The following is a 14,790-nucleotide window of genomic DNA, read 5'->3' as shown; positions in this document are numbered from 1 at the left end:
CTAGATATTTCCCCAACGCACCCCGGCGCTTTGCCGGAAATGCGGCACGATCCGCCCTGACAAACGGCCTACCGGACGTACCCGCGTTCAAGTCAAGAAGGGTACGGGAGCCAGATCGCTAGAACGCGTCGAAATCCAGCCTCTCAAACCATAATTCGCAGGCGCTCGCAATGCAGTAGTAAGGCCGAACGCCATGCGCCTGCGACTAATCTGCCGACCGCGAATTTTCCCGCAAAATCAAGCGAAAGTCGCCGGGTCGATCACCGACGCTGCTTGACAGGGGGATTGCCGGATGTACCCACAGGCGGGCGCTCCACAGGAACCTGATTCGCTCGTGGATGCCCCGATCCGGCGCGGAAATGGCTTCAAGATCGCCTTCAAGGCGCCGTCATTGCGATACAGTCGACGGGTGCGTGCGACCGGCGGCCGAACGGACGGCCGGGCCCGACCGAACATTCTAAAGGATCGACCCGGATGGGCGCTTCGAACATTCAGGCAACAAGGCGAAAGGCGCAAGCAGGCTGGCTGGGAGGTCTGCTGGCGGCAGCCCTGTTTCTCGGCCTGACCCAGGCGGCGAACGCGCAAGGGGCGGTCCGCTCGGTCCATGGCGATTGGCAGATCCGTTGCGACACCCCGCCGGGCGCGCAGGCCGAGCAATGCGCGCTGATCCAGAGCGTGGTGGCGGAGGACCGCTCCAATGCCGGCCTGACCGTGATCGTGCTGAAGACCGCCGACCAGAAGAGCCGCCTGATGCGGGTGGTCGCGCCGCTCGGCGTGCTGCTGCCCTCCGGCCTCGGGCTGAAGCTCGACAACCAGGATGTCGGCCGCGCCGGCTTCGTTCGCTGCCTGCCCAATGGCTGCGTGGCTGAGGTCGTGCTGGACGACAAGCTGCTCGGCCAGCTCAAGGCCGCCAAGACCGCCACCTTCATCATCTTCGAGACCCCGGAAGAGGGCATCGGCTTTCCGCTCAGCCTGAACGGGCTGGCGGAAGGATATGACAAGTTGCCGTGATCGACCGCACTGTCGCAGGCTCTCCCGGTTTGCAGCCATAAGCACTATCTTTCATCACAAGCGCCCGGGCCGACCCGGGACCGGCAGCCGCAGGTTTCCGGGATGTAAGATGAGTTTCGTGCTCATCTCTGCTTAGATCGCGAAAATGTTGGCTGCAGGTTCCCCTTGCGCTGGTATTTAGTTGCGCCCAAGGCAGGGATGGCGAGAATTCGCAGTTCGCTGGAGTGACCATGACCAATCCCGCCACGACCTCCCTGCTCGACCGTGCCAATCTTGACCGCGATACCGTCCGCCGCGAGGTGGCGCGCGGACTTGCGGGCGCCGACGACGGAGAGTTGTTCCTGGAGTTCGGGCAGACCGAAGCGCTGGTGTTCGACAATGGCCGGCTGAAGCAGGCGACCTACGACACCTCGCAGGGTTTCGGCCTGCGCGCGGTCAAGGACGACGCGGTCGGCTATGCGCATTCCTCCGATGTCTCGATTCCCGCGCTGATCCGCGCCGCTGATGCGGTCGCGGCCGTCCGCGGCGGCTACGCCGGGACCTTCGCCGCGGCGCCGGCGCACACCAACGTCAAGCTCTATGGCGACGAGAACCCGCTGGACGCGCCGGGCTTCGAGGCCAAGGTCAAGCTGCTCGGCGAGATCGACGCCTATATCCGCGACAAGGATCCGCGGGTGCGGCAGGTCTCCGCCAGCCTTACCGCGACCTGGCAGGTCGTCGAAATCCTGCGGCCGGACGGCGAGAGCTACCGCGACATCCGCCCGCTGGTGCGCGTCAACATTTCCGTGGTCGCCGGCCAGGGCGACCGGCAGGAGACCGGCAGCAAGGGCTATGGCGGCCGCGAGGGCTATGCCCGCTTTATCGAGACCAAGGCCTGGCGCGACGCCGCCGACGGCGCGCTGCGCGAGGCGCTGGTCAATCTCGAATCGGTGCCCGCGCCCGCTGGCGAGATGGATGTCGTGCTGGGCGCCGGCTGGCCCGGCGTGATGCTGCATGAGGCAGTCGGCCACGGGCTCGAAGGCGATTTCAACCGCAAGCAGACCTCCGCCTTTGCAGGATTGATGGGCCAGCAGGTCGCCGCCAAAGGCGTGACCGTGGTCGATGACGGCACCATGGCATCCAGGCGTGGCTCGCTCTCCATCGACGACGAGGGCACGCCGACTAACCGCACCGTGCTGATCGAGGACGGCATTTTGGTCGGCTATATGCAGGACCGCCAGAACGCCCGGCTGATGGGTATGAAGCCGACCGGCAACGGAAGGCGGCAGAGCTACGCCCATGTGCCGATGCCGCGCATGACCAACACCTACATGCTGGCCGGCGATCGCGATCCGGCCGAGATCATCGCTTCGGTGAAGAACGGCATGTATGCCGCCAATTTCGGCGGCGGCCAGGTCGACATCACCTCGGGCAAATATGTGTTCCAGTGCACCGAGGCCTACAAAATCGAGAACGGGAAGCTCGGCGCGCCGCTGAAAGGCGCGATGCTGATCGGCAACGGGCCGACTGATCTCCACAGGATCACCATGATCGGCAATGATCTTGCGCTCGACACTGGAATCGGCACCTGCGGCAAGAACGGTCAGGGCGTGCCGGTCGGCGTCGGCCAGCCGACGCTACGAATGGAACGGATTACGGTCGGAGGTACAGGCTAGTGAGCAGCGGAAACGAAACCGTGACGGCCAAGCCGTCGACCTGGCGCTCACAAGCCGCCCAGCTGGCCGCGATCGTCGCCGTCGTGTTCCTCGCCAAGGGCGCGATCGCCGAGCCGTTCTACGTGCCGTCGGGATCGATGGAGCCGACGCTCCTGATCGGCGACGCGCTGGTCGCCTCGAAATACCCTTACGGCTACGGTGCGGCTTCGCTGCCGATCCAGATCACGCTGCCGGAAACCGGCCGCCTGTTCGGCGAGACGCCGAAGCGCGGCGATGTCGTGGTGTTCCGTTGGCCAGGCGACCGTTCGCAGGCCTGGGTCAAGCGCGTGGTGGGACTGCCCGGCGACCGCATCCAGATGCGGCAGGGCCAGCTCTTCATCAATGATCATCCGGCGGCGTTGAAGGCGGACGGCACTGGCTTCGCCGAGGATGACCGCGGCGGCGGCGAGGACGCGTATCGCTATGTCGAGACGCTGCCGAACGGCGTCAGCCACGCGATCTTCAAGATGCGCGACAACGGTCCGCTTGACAACACGCCCGAGGTGACCGTGCCGCCGGGCAAGCTGTTCGTGCTCGGCGACAACAGGGATAATTCCGCTGACAGCCGCGTGCCGGTGCGCGACGGCGGCGTCGGCCTGCTGCCGATCGACAATCTGATCGGCCGTGCCGACGCGGTGGTCGGCTCGTGGGACATGGGCATGCGCAGCCAGCCGGTCTGGACCTGGCTCTCCGGCTTCCGCCTCGCACGCTTCTTCACCTCGGTGCATTGATCGAATTGACGTCGTAGCCCGGATGGGCAATGCCATGACCTTCGACGACGTCAGATATATCGCGCTGGCGTGGCCGGAGGTCGAGGCATCGAAGAAGGCGCTCAAGGATTACGATGCGCGGGGATCGTAGAGATCGCAGGGTGGATTAGCCGAATGCGTAACCCACCGTGCGCGGCACGAAAGATGGTGGGTTACGCTGCGGTGACCCCACCCTACGGCACCTACGATTCTCTATTATGATTATGACCCAAGACCAATTCCTCGCCGCCGCGCTCGGCAATCCGGCCAATCGCATGATCGCCGACGAGTTGTTTCGCCTCGCTTTGCCCGACGCGTGGATCGTCTCCGGCTGCCTGGTGCAGAGCGCGTGGAATGTGCAGACCAACCGGCCGGTCGGCTACGGCATCAGCGACTACGACATCTTCTGTTTCGACCCTGACACCTCATGGGGAGCCGAGGATGCCGTGATCCGCAACTTGCAGGCGCGTCTCGGCGAGCTCGGCGTGGTGATCGAGGCGCGCAACCAGGCGCGCGTCCATCTCTGGTACCCCGAAAAGAACGGCGTGCCCTACCAGCCATTGTCGTGCTCGACCGATGGTATCGACCGCTTCCTCACCGAGACCACGCGTGTCGGCATCCGCCGCACCATCACCGGCTACGACGTCTATGCCCCGAACGGATTCGACGATGTTGCCGGCATGATCGTACGGCCGCACCACACTGCGAACTTCTCGGCGGCGAACTATGCGAAGAAGGCCGCGCGCTGGAAGGCGCTGTGGCCGGAGATCACGGTGCTGCAAGCGGAGTGAATGCACGGTCGTAGCCCGGACCGAGCGAAGCATGATCCGGGGCCGTTTCAAGCGGGATGGGAGCTCCCGGATTGTGCGGAGCCTGTCATCGGGCGCGCATTCCCGCGACCGGTTGGCTCCATCCGGGCTACGGATTCAGCGCACCACGCCCGAGATGAACCCCGCCCTCCGCCGTGGCGGCTTGATCTCCTTCTTGAGGGAGCAGTGCGCGTTGCGACCGGCATAGCCGGGCCGGGCATAAGTCCAGGCTCGGCATTTGTTGTCGGCGGTGCAGGCAGCCTGGCAGGCTTCTGTGCCGTCGCTGCTCTTCAATTCAAAGGTCTTGTAGTCGCCGCCGGACCGGTCGATCGAGGTCTCGATCGCGCCGTTGCGCGGTTCGACCACGCCCGCGCCGCGGACGCCCGAGACGCAGCAGGTGTCCTGCACGCGGGGCGGCACCGTACTCTTGAGCCAGCACACCGCGCCATTGTTGACGTCGGTCGGATAGTTGAAGCTCCAGGCGCGGCAGCGCCGGTCGCGCTCGCAGGCGAGCGCACAATCGGCGGGATCGCCCGACGTCACCGGCGAGTTCAGATAGTCACCGCCGGGGCGGTCGAAATTGGTCTGCGCCAGCGCAGGGCGCGTCCCGGCAATTGCCGCCAAAACGGCGAACGTCACCACACACGCCCGAAAGAGGCGGCCTATCCCCATGAGATTGCTTTCAAATTTGCGCAGCCCCGCGACTTTCGCGGGCAGTCATTTGAGCGCCATGAACCTGTATGGCGGATGAACGGCGCGGAACCGCGAGCCAGGACGCGACGTCCGGCACCGTCGGAAATTGATTGAGGCCGGCCTAGTCTGGAGAGACTCCTAGAAGGCGTATTCCTGATACGCGGGTTCCACCGAGCCATTCCAGGGACCGTTGAACTTCTCCAGCATCTCTTCCGCGGGCGAACGGCCGGCCTCGAGAATCCGCTCCAGCGGTTCGAGATAGCGGCTTTCGTCGCGCCCGAGATGATCTATACGGCCACGCCGCCGCAATCCGGCATGCGACAGGATGAGGCACTCCTTGGCGATCTCGAACAGGTAACGGTCCTTGATCCGCGCCTTGAAGCCGAACCGCGGCACGTCGTCGCGCAACGCCTGCCGCTCCGGCGCGGTCCAGTGGCGGACGATGTCCCAGGCGGCTTCGAGACTGTCGTTATCGTAGAGCAGCCCGACCCAGAAGGCCGGCAGCGCCGGCAGCCGGCCCCACGGCACGCCGTCGGCGCCGCGCATTTCGAGATAACGCTTCAGCCGCACCTCGGGGAAGATCGTCGAGAGGTGATTGGCCCAGTCCGACAGCGTCGGCCGCTGGCCGGGGAAGGCCGGGTTCTTGCCGGCGAAGAAATCGCGGAACGAGGTGCCGGACACGTCGATATATTCGTCGCCGCGCTTGACGAAATACATGGGTACGTCGAGCGCGTAGTCGACATAGCGCTCGAAGCCCATGCCGTCCTCGAATGCAAACGGCAACATGCCACTGCGCGCATTGTCGGTGTCGCGCCAGATCTCCGAGCGGAACGACAAAAAGCCGTTGGGCTTGCCTTCGGTGAACGGCGAGTTGGCGAACAAGGCGGTCGCGACCGGCTGCAGCGCCAGCGATACGCGCAGCTTCTTCACCATGTCGGCTTCGGAGGAGAAGTCGAGATTGGTCTGCACCGTGCAGGTCCGGTACATCATGTCGAGGCCGTATTTGCCGACCTTCGGCATGTAGTTGGTCATGATCTTGTAGCGGCCCTTCGGCATCACCGGGATCTGCGCCCGCGACCAGGACGGCGTCATGCCGAGACCCAGGAAGCCGATGCCGAGCGGGGTTGCGATCTCGCGCACCTGCGCCAGATGCGCCATCAGTTCGCCTTGCGTCTGGTGCACGGTCTCGACCGGCGCACCCGACAGTTCGAACTGGCCGCCGGGCTCGAGCGAGATCGCGCCGCCGCCGGTGACGTCATAGAGGCCGATGATATTGCCGCGCTCCATGATCGGCTCCCAGCCGAGCAGGAGCTTCATGCCCTCGAGCAGCGCACCGATGCCCTTGGCGCCCTCGTAAGGCACGGGGTGGTGGCCTTCGAGCGTGAACGGTGTCTTCTCGTGCTCGGTGCCGATCCGGAATTCGGACTCTGGCTTCACGCCAGCTTCAAGCCACGCCACGAGTTCGTCGCGCGACTGCAGCGGCGTCATATCGATCTGGTCACGCGCCATACGAAATCCAACTCAAGGGCGCTTCGATCGAATGCGCGCGGTGGCAGGGTCCGCAGGCCCGAAGGGCCGCGGTTGGTGGGATCAAGGATATCATCGGACGACCACGCCGTCTCGCGCGGGGGCCGTCCTGGTCTCGCTCTTGGTTTCGCCCTTAGTTTCGCCCTTGGCGTCGCTGCAGGAGCAGCCCAGCCGGTCGAGCAGGCCGCACAGTTTGGCTGCCTCAGTGTCGGACAATTTGGAGCCGACATGCTTGTCGATCGCGGCGGAATACGCGCTCCACATCCGCTTCTGCAGCTCGCGTCCCGCCTCGGTGATCTCGACGAACTGGCCGCGCTTGTCGATCTTGCATTCGCGCCGGGCGGCAAGCCCCTCGTCGACCAGGCGGTCGATCAGACGCGAGGTGGAGTATTGCGGGATCAGCATCTGCCGCTCGAGCTCGACCGGGCGCAGCTCGCCGGACGGCGCGCGCGACAGCTCGAGCAGGGCGTCGTACCAGGCCAGCGGCGGAAAACCGGCCTTCTTCAGATCATGCTCGACGCAGTCGAGCACCCGACTCGGCACCCGCATCAGGCGGATCCAGGCGGCAGTCGCCTCGCTCGATAGCTTGCGTTTCATGGTCTAGCCCATAACTCCCGGAACAAAGTCTACCGCACTAAATGCATCTGCATCAATCTTGACTATTTCATGCAGGTGCATGTAGGCAATCCCTCTCCCGCCGCCAAGAACAAGGGAAGGAAATACCCATGAAGCTTTATTACACCCCCGGTGCCTGCTCCCTCTCGCCCCATATCGCGCTGCTCGAAGCCGGCCTGCCCTACGACCTCGTGAAGGTCGATTTGCGTGCCAAGAAGCTCGAAAACGGCGACGATTTCCTGAAAGTGAACCCGAAGGGCCAGGTGCCGGCGCTGGCGCTCGATTCCGGGGAACTGGTCACCGAGGGACCGATCATCATCCAGATGATCGCCGACAAGGTCGCGGACAAGAAGCTGGCGCCTGCCCGTGACTCCAACGAGCGCTACAAGCTGCTGGAATGGCTGAACTACATCACGACCGAGCTGCACAAGAATCTCGGCCCGATGTTCTCGCCCGTGCTGTCCGACGATGCCAAGGCGTTCTTCAAGGACCGCGCGATGGGCAAGTTCAAATATGTCGACAGCCAGCTCGCCGGCCGCGACTACCTGATGGGCAACCAGTTCACCGTCGCCGACGGCTACCTCTTTACCATGATCATGTGGGCGACCGACCGGCTCGGCTTCGATCTCTCCGGCCTGCCCAACGTCATGGCCTACAAGGCCCGCGTTGCCACGCGCCCGAAGGTGCAGGAGGCCCTGAAGAAGGAAGGCCTGCTGAAGGCGGCGTGAGGCCGCAATTTCCAAGCATAGCGAAAGGGCCGGATCGACGATCCGGCCCTTTGTGTTTACAGCAATGCAAAACGCCTAGCCCGGATGGAGCCAACGGGTCGCGCGAATGCGCGCCCAATGGCGGGCTCCGCCCAATCCGGGGCAAGCCCATCCGCGGATAATCCGGTCCCGGATTTCGCTCCGCTCCATCCGGGCTACGAAGCCCTTCTCCTTCCCCCTGAAAGGGGGAAGGTCGGGATGGGGGTCCAGCCACAGGCACCGGCGGATGTGGAGAGAAGATCCCCACCCGCTTTGCTCTCGCGAGCAAAGCGACCTCCCCTTTTCAAGGGGAGGTGAGCAACGCCGTGCGATTACTCCGCGGCCTGCGCGGCCGGCTTCTTCGGCGGGAAGCGGCCGTAGAAGGTCTCGCCCTTGGCGGCCATTTCCTCGAGCAGCTTGGGCGGCGTGAAGCGCGAGCCGTACTTCTTCTCGAATGTGTGGCACAGCTCGACGAACTTCCTGGTGCCCATGAAGTCGATATAGGACAGCGTGCCGCCGGTGAACGGCGCGAAGCCGAAACCGAGGATCGAGCCGACATCGGCTTCGCGCATGTCGGTGATGACGCGGTCCTCGACGGTGCGCGCGGCCTCCACCGCCTGCGCCACCAGGAAGCGCTGCTTCAGCTCCTCGACGTCGAGCGTGTCGGGGTCGAGATGCTTCGGCTGCAGACCGGCGAGCCCGGGCCACAGGCATTTCTGGCCCTTGCCCTTCTCGGGATAGTCGTAGAAGCCCTTGCCGTTCTTGCGGCCCAAGCGGCCCTGCTTCTCGACCATCTCGACCATCAGCTTCTTCTGCGCCTGGTTGACCGCGTTGGGGCCGAGATCGGCTTCGGTCGCCTTGGTGATCTTCAGGCCGAGATCGAGCGCGACCTCGTCCTGCAGCGACAGCGGGCCGACCGGCATGCCGGCCATCTTGGCGGTGTTCTCGATCATCGCCGGCGGCACACCTTCGAGCAGCATCTCGTTGCCTTCCGCGATGTATCGCATCACGCAGCGATTGGCGAAGAAGCCTCTCGAGTCGTTGACCACGATCGGGGTCTTGCCGATCGCGCGCACATAGTCGAGCGCGGTCGCCAGCGCGACATCGCCGGTGTTCTTGCCCAGGATAATCTCGACCAGCATCATCTTCTCGACCGGCGAGAAGAAATGGATGCCGAGGAAGCGGCCCTGGTCCTTGAACTCCTCCGCCAGCGAGTTGATCGGCAGGGTCGAGGTGTTGGAGGCGAAGATCGCGCCTTCCTTCAACAGCGGCTGCGCCTTGGCGAAGGTGTCCGCCTTGACCTTGCGGTCCTCGAACACGGCCTCGATGACGAGGTCGCACTCCTTGATCGCGTTGTAATCAGCCGTTGCGGTGATGCGCGACAGGACGGCGTCGCCCGCCTCCTGCTTCATGCGTCCCTTGGCAACCTGCCCGTCGATCACGGTCTTGGCGTGGGCCTTGCCCTTGTCGGCGCTCTCCTGGTCGCGATCGACCAGCACCACGTCGATGCCGGCCTGCGCCGAGACATAGCCGACGCTGGCTCCCATGAAGCCGGCGCCAATCACGGCGAGCTTCTTCACCTTGGTCGGCGGCACGCCGGCCGGACGCCGCGCGCCCTTGTTCAATTCCTGCATCGACAGGAACAGCGAGCGGATCATCGCGGCCGCTTCGTTCGAGCGCAGGATCTTGGCGAAGTAGCGTGATTCGACGCGCAACGCGGCGTCGATCGGCAGCTGCAGGCCTTCATAGACGCAGCTCATGATGGCGCGCGCGGCCGGATAGTTGTCGTAGGTCTCGCGGCGGTAGATCGCGTTGCCGGCCGGGAACATCTGCATGCCGGCCTTCGAGAACACCGGACCGCCGGGCAGCTTGAAGCCTTTCTCGTCCCACGGCGCGACCGCCTTGCCGCCGCCCTTGATCCAGTCCTTCGCGGCCTTGATCAGGTCGGACGCGGGAACGATGGCGTGAATCAAATTGAGTGCCTTGGCGCGGGCGAGATTGACCGCCTCGCCCTTCAGCAACAGCGTCATCGCGTCCTGCGGCGGCACGATGCGCGGCACGCGCTGGGTGCCGCCGGCGCCGGGGAACAGACCGACCTTGATCTCGGGCAGGCCGAGCCGCGTCTTCGGATTCTCCGCCGCAACCCGGTAGTGGCAGGACAGCGTGATCTCGAAGCCGCCGCCGAGCGCCAGGCCATTGATCGCGGCGACCCACGGCTTGCCCGAGATCTCGATCGAGCGGAACGCCTGCGAGAAGCGACGGCTCTGGTCGAACAGCACCTGGTTGGCGGCTTCCTCGCCCTTCTCCTTCAGGAGATCGGAATAGGTGCGGCTCATGCCCTCGAGCATCGAAAGATCGGCGCCGGCGCAGAACGCCTCCTTGGCCGAGGTGGTGACGATGCCCTTGATCGCGGGATCATTCGTGGTCTGCTTGACGATCTCCTCGATCTCCAGAATCGAGGTCTCGTCGAGCACATTCATCGAGCGCCCCGGAATATCCCAGGTGACGAGCGCAATGCCGTCGGCGTCGGTTTCGAACTTGAAATTCTTGTAAGCCATGTTGTTCGCTCCCCTCGCCTCAGACGCGCTCGATGATGGTGGCGGTGCCCATGCCGCCGCCGATGCACAGCGTCACCAGCGCCGTCTCCTTGTTGGTGCGCTCGAGTTCGTCGAGCACGGTGCCGAGGATCATCGCGCCGGTCGCGCCCAGCGGATGGCCGAGCGCGATCGCGCCGCCATTGACGTTGATCTTGGCATTGTCGATGTCGAAGGCTTGGATGTAGCGCAGCACCACCGAGGCAAAGGCCTCGTTGAGCTCGAACAGGTCGATGTCCGACTTTGTCATGCCGGAGCGCGCGAACAGCTTTTCGGTGACGTCGACCGGACCGGTCAGCATCATCGCCGGCTCCGAGCCGATATTGGCGAAGGCGCGGATCTTCGCACGCGGCTTCAGGCCGTGCTTGGTGCCCGCCTCCCTGCTGCCGAGCAGCACCGCGCCGGCGCCGTCGACGATGCCGGACGAGTTGCCGGCATGGTGCACGTAGTTGACCTTCTCGACCTCGGGGTGCGACTGCACCGCCACCGCGTCGAAGCCGGCCATCGCCGCCACCGCCGCAAATGACGGCTGCAGTTGCGCGAGCGACTGCATCGTCGTCGAGGGACGCATGTGCTCGTCCTTGGCGAGGATGGTCAGCCCGTTGACGTCCTTGACCGGCACCACCGAATTCTTGAAGCGGCCCTCGTCCCAGGCCTTGGCCGCGCGCTGCTGGCTCTGCACGGCGTAGGCGTCGACATCATCGCGCGAAAATCCGTATTTGGTCGCGATCAGATCGGCCGAGACACCCTGCGGCATGAAATAGGCCGGCACCGCCATCGAGGGATCCATCGGCCAGGCTCCGCCGGAGGCACCGATGCCGACGCGGCTCATCGATTCCGCGCCGCCGCCGATCACCAGCTCATGTTGTCCGCTCATGATCTGGGCTGCCGCAAAATTCACGGCGTCGAGACCGGAGGCGCAGAAGCGGCTGATCTGCACGCCCGGCACCTTTTCACCAAGGCCGGCGTTCAGCGCGGCGAAACGCGCGATGTCGGAGCCCGCCTCGCCGACCGGATCGACCACGCCGAGCACGACGTCGTCGACACTGTCCTCGGGAAGGTTGTTGCGTTGCTTCAGCGCCTTCAGCGGCACCGTGGCGAGCGCCAGCGCGGTGACCTCGTGAAGCGCGCCATCGGGCTTGCCGCGGCCGCGCGGGGTGCGAACGTGATCGTAGATATATGCCTCAGGCATGACGCCCTCCTTATATGAGGATCATAATATATAACAAAACGGAGCGCCGCCGCGAGCGGGGCGGCGACAATTTTCAGAACGCTTCCGCGGCCAGTTCCATTGTGGTCGCACTGCCGCTCTGGATGCGCGCCAGGTGCACGGCGGTCTCCGGCAGCAGCTTCTCCATGAAGAAGCGTCCGGTCACGAGCTTGGTGGTCAGGTGCGGCGTCGCGGCGCCGGCCGCGATCTTGTCCTGCGCCACCTTGGCCATCTTCGCCCACATATAAGCGAGCGCTACGAGGCCGAACAATTTCATGTAATCGGTCGCAGCGGCGCCGGCATTGTCGGGCTTGGTCAGCGCGTTCTGCATCAGCCAGCCGGTCGCCTGCTGCAGATGGCCGAGCGCGGTGGAGAGCGGGGTGATGAACGGCTTCATCGCCTCGTCGCCGCCATGCTCCTTGGCGTGGGCCCCAACCTCGCCGAAGAATGCCATCGCGGCGCGGCCGCCGTCGCGGGGCAGCTTGCGGCCGACCAGATCGAGCGCCTGGATGCCATTGGCGCCCTCATAGATCATGGCTATGCGCGCATCACGCACGAACTGCTCCATGCCGTGCTCGGCGATGTAGCCATGGCCGCCGAACACCTGCTGGGCGGCAACCGTGTTGGCGAAGCCGGTATCGGTGAGCACGCCCTTCAGCACCGGCGTCATCAGGCCCATGTGATCGTCCGCCTCCTGGCGATCCTTCGGATCGTTGGAGCGGTGGGCGACGTCGCTCTTCAGCGCGGTCCAGATCACCATCGCGCGCGCTCCTTCGTTGAAGGCGCGGATCGAGAGCAGCACGCGGCGCACGTCGGGATGCACGATGATCGGATCGGCCGGCTTGTCCGGCGCCTTCGGTCCCGTCAGCGAACGGCCCTGCAGGCGCTCGCGCGCATAGGCGACCGCGTTCTGATAGGCGACTTCGGACTGCGCGAGGCCCTGCACGGCGACGCCGAGGCGAGCCTCGTTCATCATCACGAACATGCCCTGCATGCCCTTGTTCTCTTCACCGATCAGCCAGCCGGTGGCGCTGTCGTAGTTCATCACGCAGGTGGAATTGCCGTGAATGCCCATCTTGTGCTCGATCGAGCCGCAACTGACGCCGTTGCGCGCACCCAGCGAGCCATCGGCGTTGACCAGCACCTTGGGAACGACAAAGAGCGAGACTCCCTTGATGCCGGCCGGCGCGCCTTCGATGCGCGCCAGCACAAGATGGATGATGTTCTCGGCGAGGTCGTGCTCGCCGGCGGAGATGAAGATCTTGGTGCCGGAAATCTTGAAGCTGCCGTCGGCCTGCCGCACGGCCTTGGTACGCAGGAGACCGAGGTCAGTGCCGCAATGCGGCTCGGTCAGGTTCATGGTGCCGGTCCACTCACCCGCAACCATCTTCGGCACGTAGGTCTTCTTCTGCTCCGGGGTGCCATGCACCAGCAGCGCCGCGGTCGCGCCCATGGTCAGCCCGCCATACATCGAGAACGCCATGTTGGCGGAGATCTGGAATTCGTTGACCGCCTGGCTGAGCACCACCGGCAGGCCCTGCCCGCCATATTCTGATGGCGCCGAGAGCCCGAGCCAGCCGCCTTCGGCGACCTGCTTGAACGCATCCTTGAAGCCCTTCGGCGTGGTGACGCTGCCGTCATCATTGCGCTTGCAGCCTTCGAGATCGCCGGTGCGGTTCAACGGCTGCAGCACCTCCTCGCTGAGCTTCGCGGCCTCGCCGAGGATCGCTTCACGCACATCGGCCGACGCATCGGTGAAGCCCGGAAGATTGTCGTAGCGATCGATCTGGAAGACGTCGTTGAGCAGGAAGCTGACGTCTTCGACGGGGGCTTTGTAAGTCGGCATGATGTTCTCCCGGCTGGCTGGCATTGGCAGCGCAGCTTTTTCCTGGGGTTCCCTTGAATGGACCTTATCCGCTTCCGGAGGTCCGCGGCAGTGACACTATTGAGACTGAGCTTGCGACGTTGCGCCGCCCTGCTTCATCAGCTCGTCTCCCATCAGCCGATGCAGCATGTTGATGGCCTTGAGCGGGCGCACCATCACCTTGAAATGCGTAATCCGGCCGTCGGCATCGAAGCTGATGATATCGACGCCGTTGATCCTGATGCCGTCGATCTCGTTCTCGAATTCGAGCACGGCGCCGGTCTCGTTGGTCCATTCTCCGAGATATCTGAAAGTCGGGCCGGCGAGCACCTTGGCGGCGCTGGTCAGATATTTGAAGGTGATGTCGCGGCCGCGCTGCGGCGTGTGCACCACCGGGCTTTCGAACACCGCGTCGGGATGCAGGAGGTCCCATAGCGCCGATGTGTCGTGGGACTTCATGTAGGCGTACCACTTGTCGAGGCCCGGTCTCTTCATCGGACGTCTCCTGCGGTGGGTTAGGAGCCTGAAGATCGATCCGCGCCTCATAAAGGCTAGAGGATCCGCATATGCATATTGACGCATATGCACAACAATGCATAAAGTCAAGCGAACTTCAGAATGCGGTCTGGGAACTGAGATGGAGGTGGGCGTTGGCGCTCGGTGACGCAATCCTCGCATGCCTCACGGAACGTCCGATGACGGGCTATGAGCTCGCCAAGACGTTCGATGCCTCGATCGGCTTCTTCTGGAAGGCCGACCACCAGCAGATCTATCGCGAGCTGTCCCGGCTGCGCGACAAGGGTCATGTCCAGGGCCGCGAGGTGGTGCAATCGGGCAAGCCCAACAAGCTGGTCTACACCCTGACGCCGGAGGGCCGCGCGGCGCTGAAGCACTGGGCGGCGCGGCCGAGCGTGCCGCCGTCGATCAAGGATGACCTGCTGGTCCGGCTCTATGCGCTGGACAGCGTCGACATCGAGCCGCTGCGTGCCGATTTGATGGCGCGGCTCGAGCATCACCGCGACCGCTATGAGCGCTACGAACGCCTGCTCAACAAGCGCTTTCCCGACGGCAGCGCGCCGCCGGCCGATCTTGGCAAGATGCTCGGCTTGCGCATCGGGATGCGGCACGAGCGCGTGGTGGTGGAATGGTGCGAGGAAGCTCTCGACGCGCTGTCCGCGATCGCTGGTCGCGGCAAGGTGCTGCAGCTCGACGACAGCAAGCGCGAAAGCGGCGGCTGACGGCCGAGATTGGCTCTGATTGAATCAGAACCGATCTTCA

Annotated in this window: 13 protein-coding genes; 6 read left to right on the top strand and 7 right to left on the bottom strand. The window is 64.5% G+C overall.

Annotated features, from left to right (window positions below):
• Positions 1–474: 474 nt before the first annotated feature.
• The 4 genes from MTX19_RS05995 (at position 475) to MTX19_RS05980 (ending at position 4,245) form a co-directional block, all read left to right on the top strand.
• On the top strand, positions 475–1,011 hold the full coding sequence (locus MTX19_RS05995; protein ID WP_280973996.1) for an invasion associated locus B family protein: 537 nt from the start codon (positions 475–477) through the stop codon (positions 1,009–1,011).
• Positions 1,012–1,241: 230 nt separating this feature from the next.
• Positions 1,242–2,666, top strand: coding sequence for a metalloprotease TldD (gene tldD / locus MTX19_RS05990; RefSeq protein WP_280982839.1), 1,425 nt, complete (start codon positions 1,242–1,244; stop codon positions 2,664–2,666).
• Entirely contained in the window at positions 2,666–3,436 is a 771-nt protein-coding gene (lepB, locus tag MTX19_RS05985; protein ID WP_280982838.1) for a signal peptidase I, read from the top strand. Before tldD ends, lepB begins: the two co-directional genes overlap by 1 nt.
• 242 nt (positions 3,437–3,678) lie before the next feature.
• A complete protein-coding gene (locus MTX19_RS05980) occupies positions 3,679–4,245 on the top strand; it encodes a nucleotidyltransferase family protein (protein WP_280984704.1) in 567 nt (188 codons plus the stop codon).
• A gap of 135 nt (positions 4,246–4,380) precedes the next feature.
• On the opposite strand, the gene MTX19_RS05975 is transcribed toward MTX19_RS05980, so the two are convergent.
• From MTX19_RS05975 to MTX19_RS05965, 3 genes are all read right to left on the bottom strand, one after another.
• Positions 4,381–4,935, bottom strand: a complete 555-nt coding sequence (locus tag MTX19_RS05975; RefSeq protein WP_280982837.1) for a PAN domain-containing protein — start codon at positions 4,933–4,935, stop codon at positions 4,381–4,383.
• Between the two features lie 159 nt (positions 4,936–5,094).
• A complete protein-coding gene (locus MTX19_RS05970) occupies positions 5,095–6,465 on the bottom strand; it encodes a glutamate--cysteine ligase (RefSeq protein WP_280982836.1) in 1,371 nt (456 codons plus the stop codon).
• Positions 6,466–6,555: 90 nt separating this feature from the next.
• Positions 6,556–7,080, bottom strand: coding sequence for a helix-turn-helix domain-containing protein (locus MTX19_RS05965; RefSeq protein WP_280982835.1), 525 nt, complete (start codon positions 7,078–7,080; stop codon positions 6,556–6,558).
• A gap of 128 nt (positions 7,081–7,208) precedes the next feature.
• On the opposite strand from MTX19_RS05965, the gene gstA reads away from it, so the two are divergent.
• The gene (gene gstA / locus MTX19_RS05960) at positions 7,209–7,826 is read left to right on the top strand and encodes a glutathione transferase GstA (RefSeq protein WP_280982834.1); all 618 of its coding nucleotides are present in this window, start codon (positions 7,209–7,211) and stop codon (positions 7,824–7,826) included.
• A gap of 350 nt (positions 7,827–8,176) precedes the next feature.
• Here gstA and MTX19_RS05955 read toward each other — a convergent pair whose 3' ends face one another.
• The 4 genes from MTX19_RS05955 to MTX19_RS05940 form a co-directional block, all read right to left on the bottom strand.
• Positions 8,177–10,402: a 3-hydroxyacyl-CoA dehydrogenase NAD-binding domain-containing protein gene (locus MTX19_RS05955; RefSeq protein ID WP_280982833.1), complete on the bottom strand. Its 2,226-nt coding sequence runs from the start codon at positions 10,400–10,402 to the stop codon at positions 8,177–8,179.
• 19 nt (positions 10,403–10,421) lie between these two features.
• Positions 10,422–11,630 carry an acetyl-CoA C-acetyltransferase gene (locus MTX19_RS05950; protein ID WP_280982832.1) on the bottom strand — a complete coding sequence of 403 codons (1,209 nt, stop codon included), beginning with the start codon at positions 11,628–11,630 and terminating at the stop codon, positions 10,422–10,424.
• Positions 11,631–11,703: 73 nt separating this feature from the next.
• Entirely contained in the window at positions 11,704–13,494 is a 1,791-nt protein-coding gene (locus tag MTX19_RS05945; protein ID WP_280982831.1) for an acyl-CoA dehydrogenase C-terminal domain-containing protein, read from the bottom strand.
• Positions 13,495–13,590: 96 nt separating this feature from the next.
• Positions 13,591–14,007: a nuclear transport factor 2 family protein gene (locus MTX19_RS05940; protein WP_280982830.1), complete on the bottom strand. Its 417-nt coding sequence runs from the start codon at positions 14,005–14,007 to the stop codon at positions 13,591–13,593.
• A gap of 155 nt (positions 14,008–14,162) precedes the next feature.
• Here MTX19_RS05940 and MTX19_RS05935 point away from each other — a divergent pair, with 155 nt between their 5' ends.
• Positions 14,163–14,750 (top strand): PadR family transcriptional regulator, encoded by a 588-nt coding sequence (locus MTX19_RS05935; RefSeq protein ID WP_280982829.1) that lies wholly within the window; start codon positions 14,163–14,165, stop codon positions 14,748–14,750.
• Positions 14,751–14,790 lie beyond the last annotated feature (40 nt).

It is taken from the genome of Bradyrhizobium sp. ISRA464 (assembly GCF_029910095.1).
GTDB lineage: Bacteria > Pseudomonadota > Alphaproteobacteria > Rhizobiales > Xanthobacteraceae > Bradyrhizobium.
Note: the sequence above shows the minus strand (reverse complement) of the source record. Positions and strands in the feature narration are given on the sequence as shown.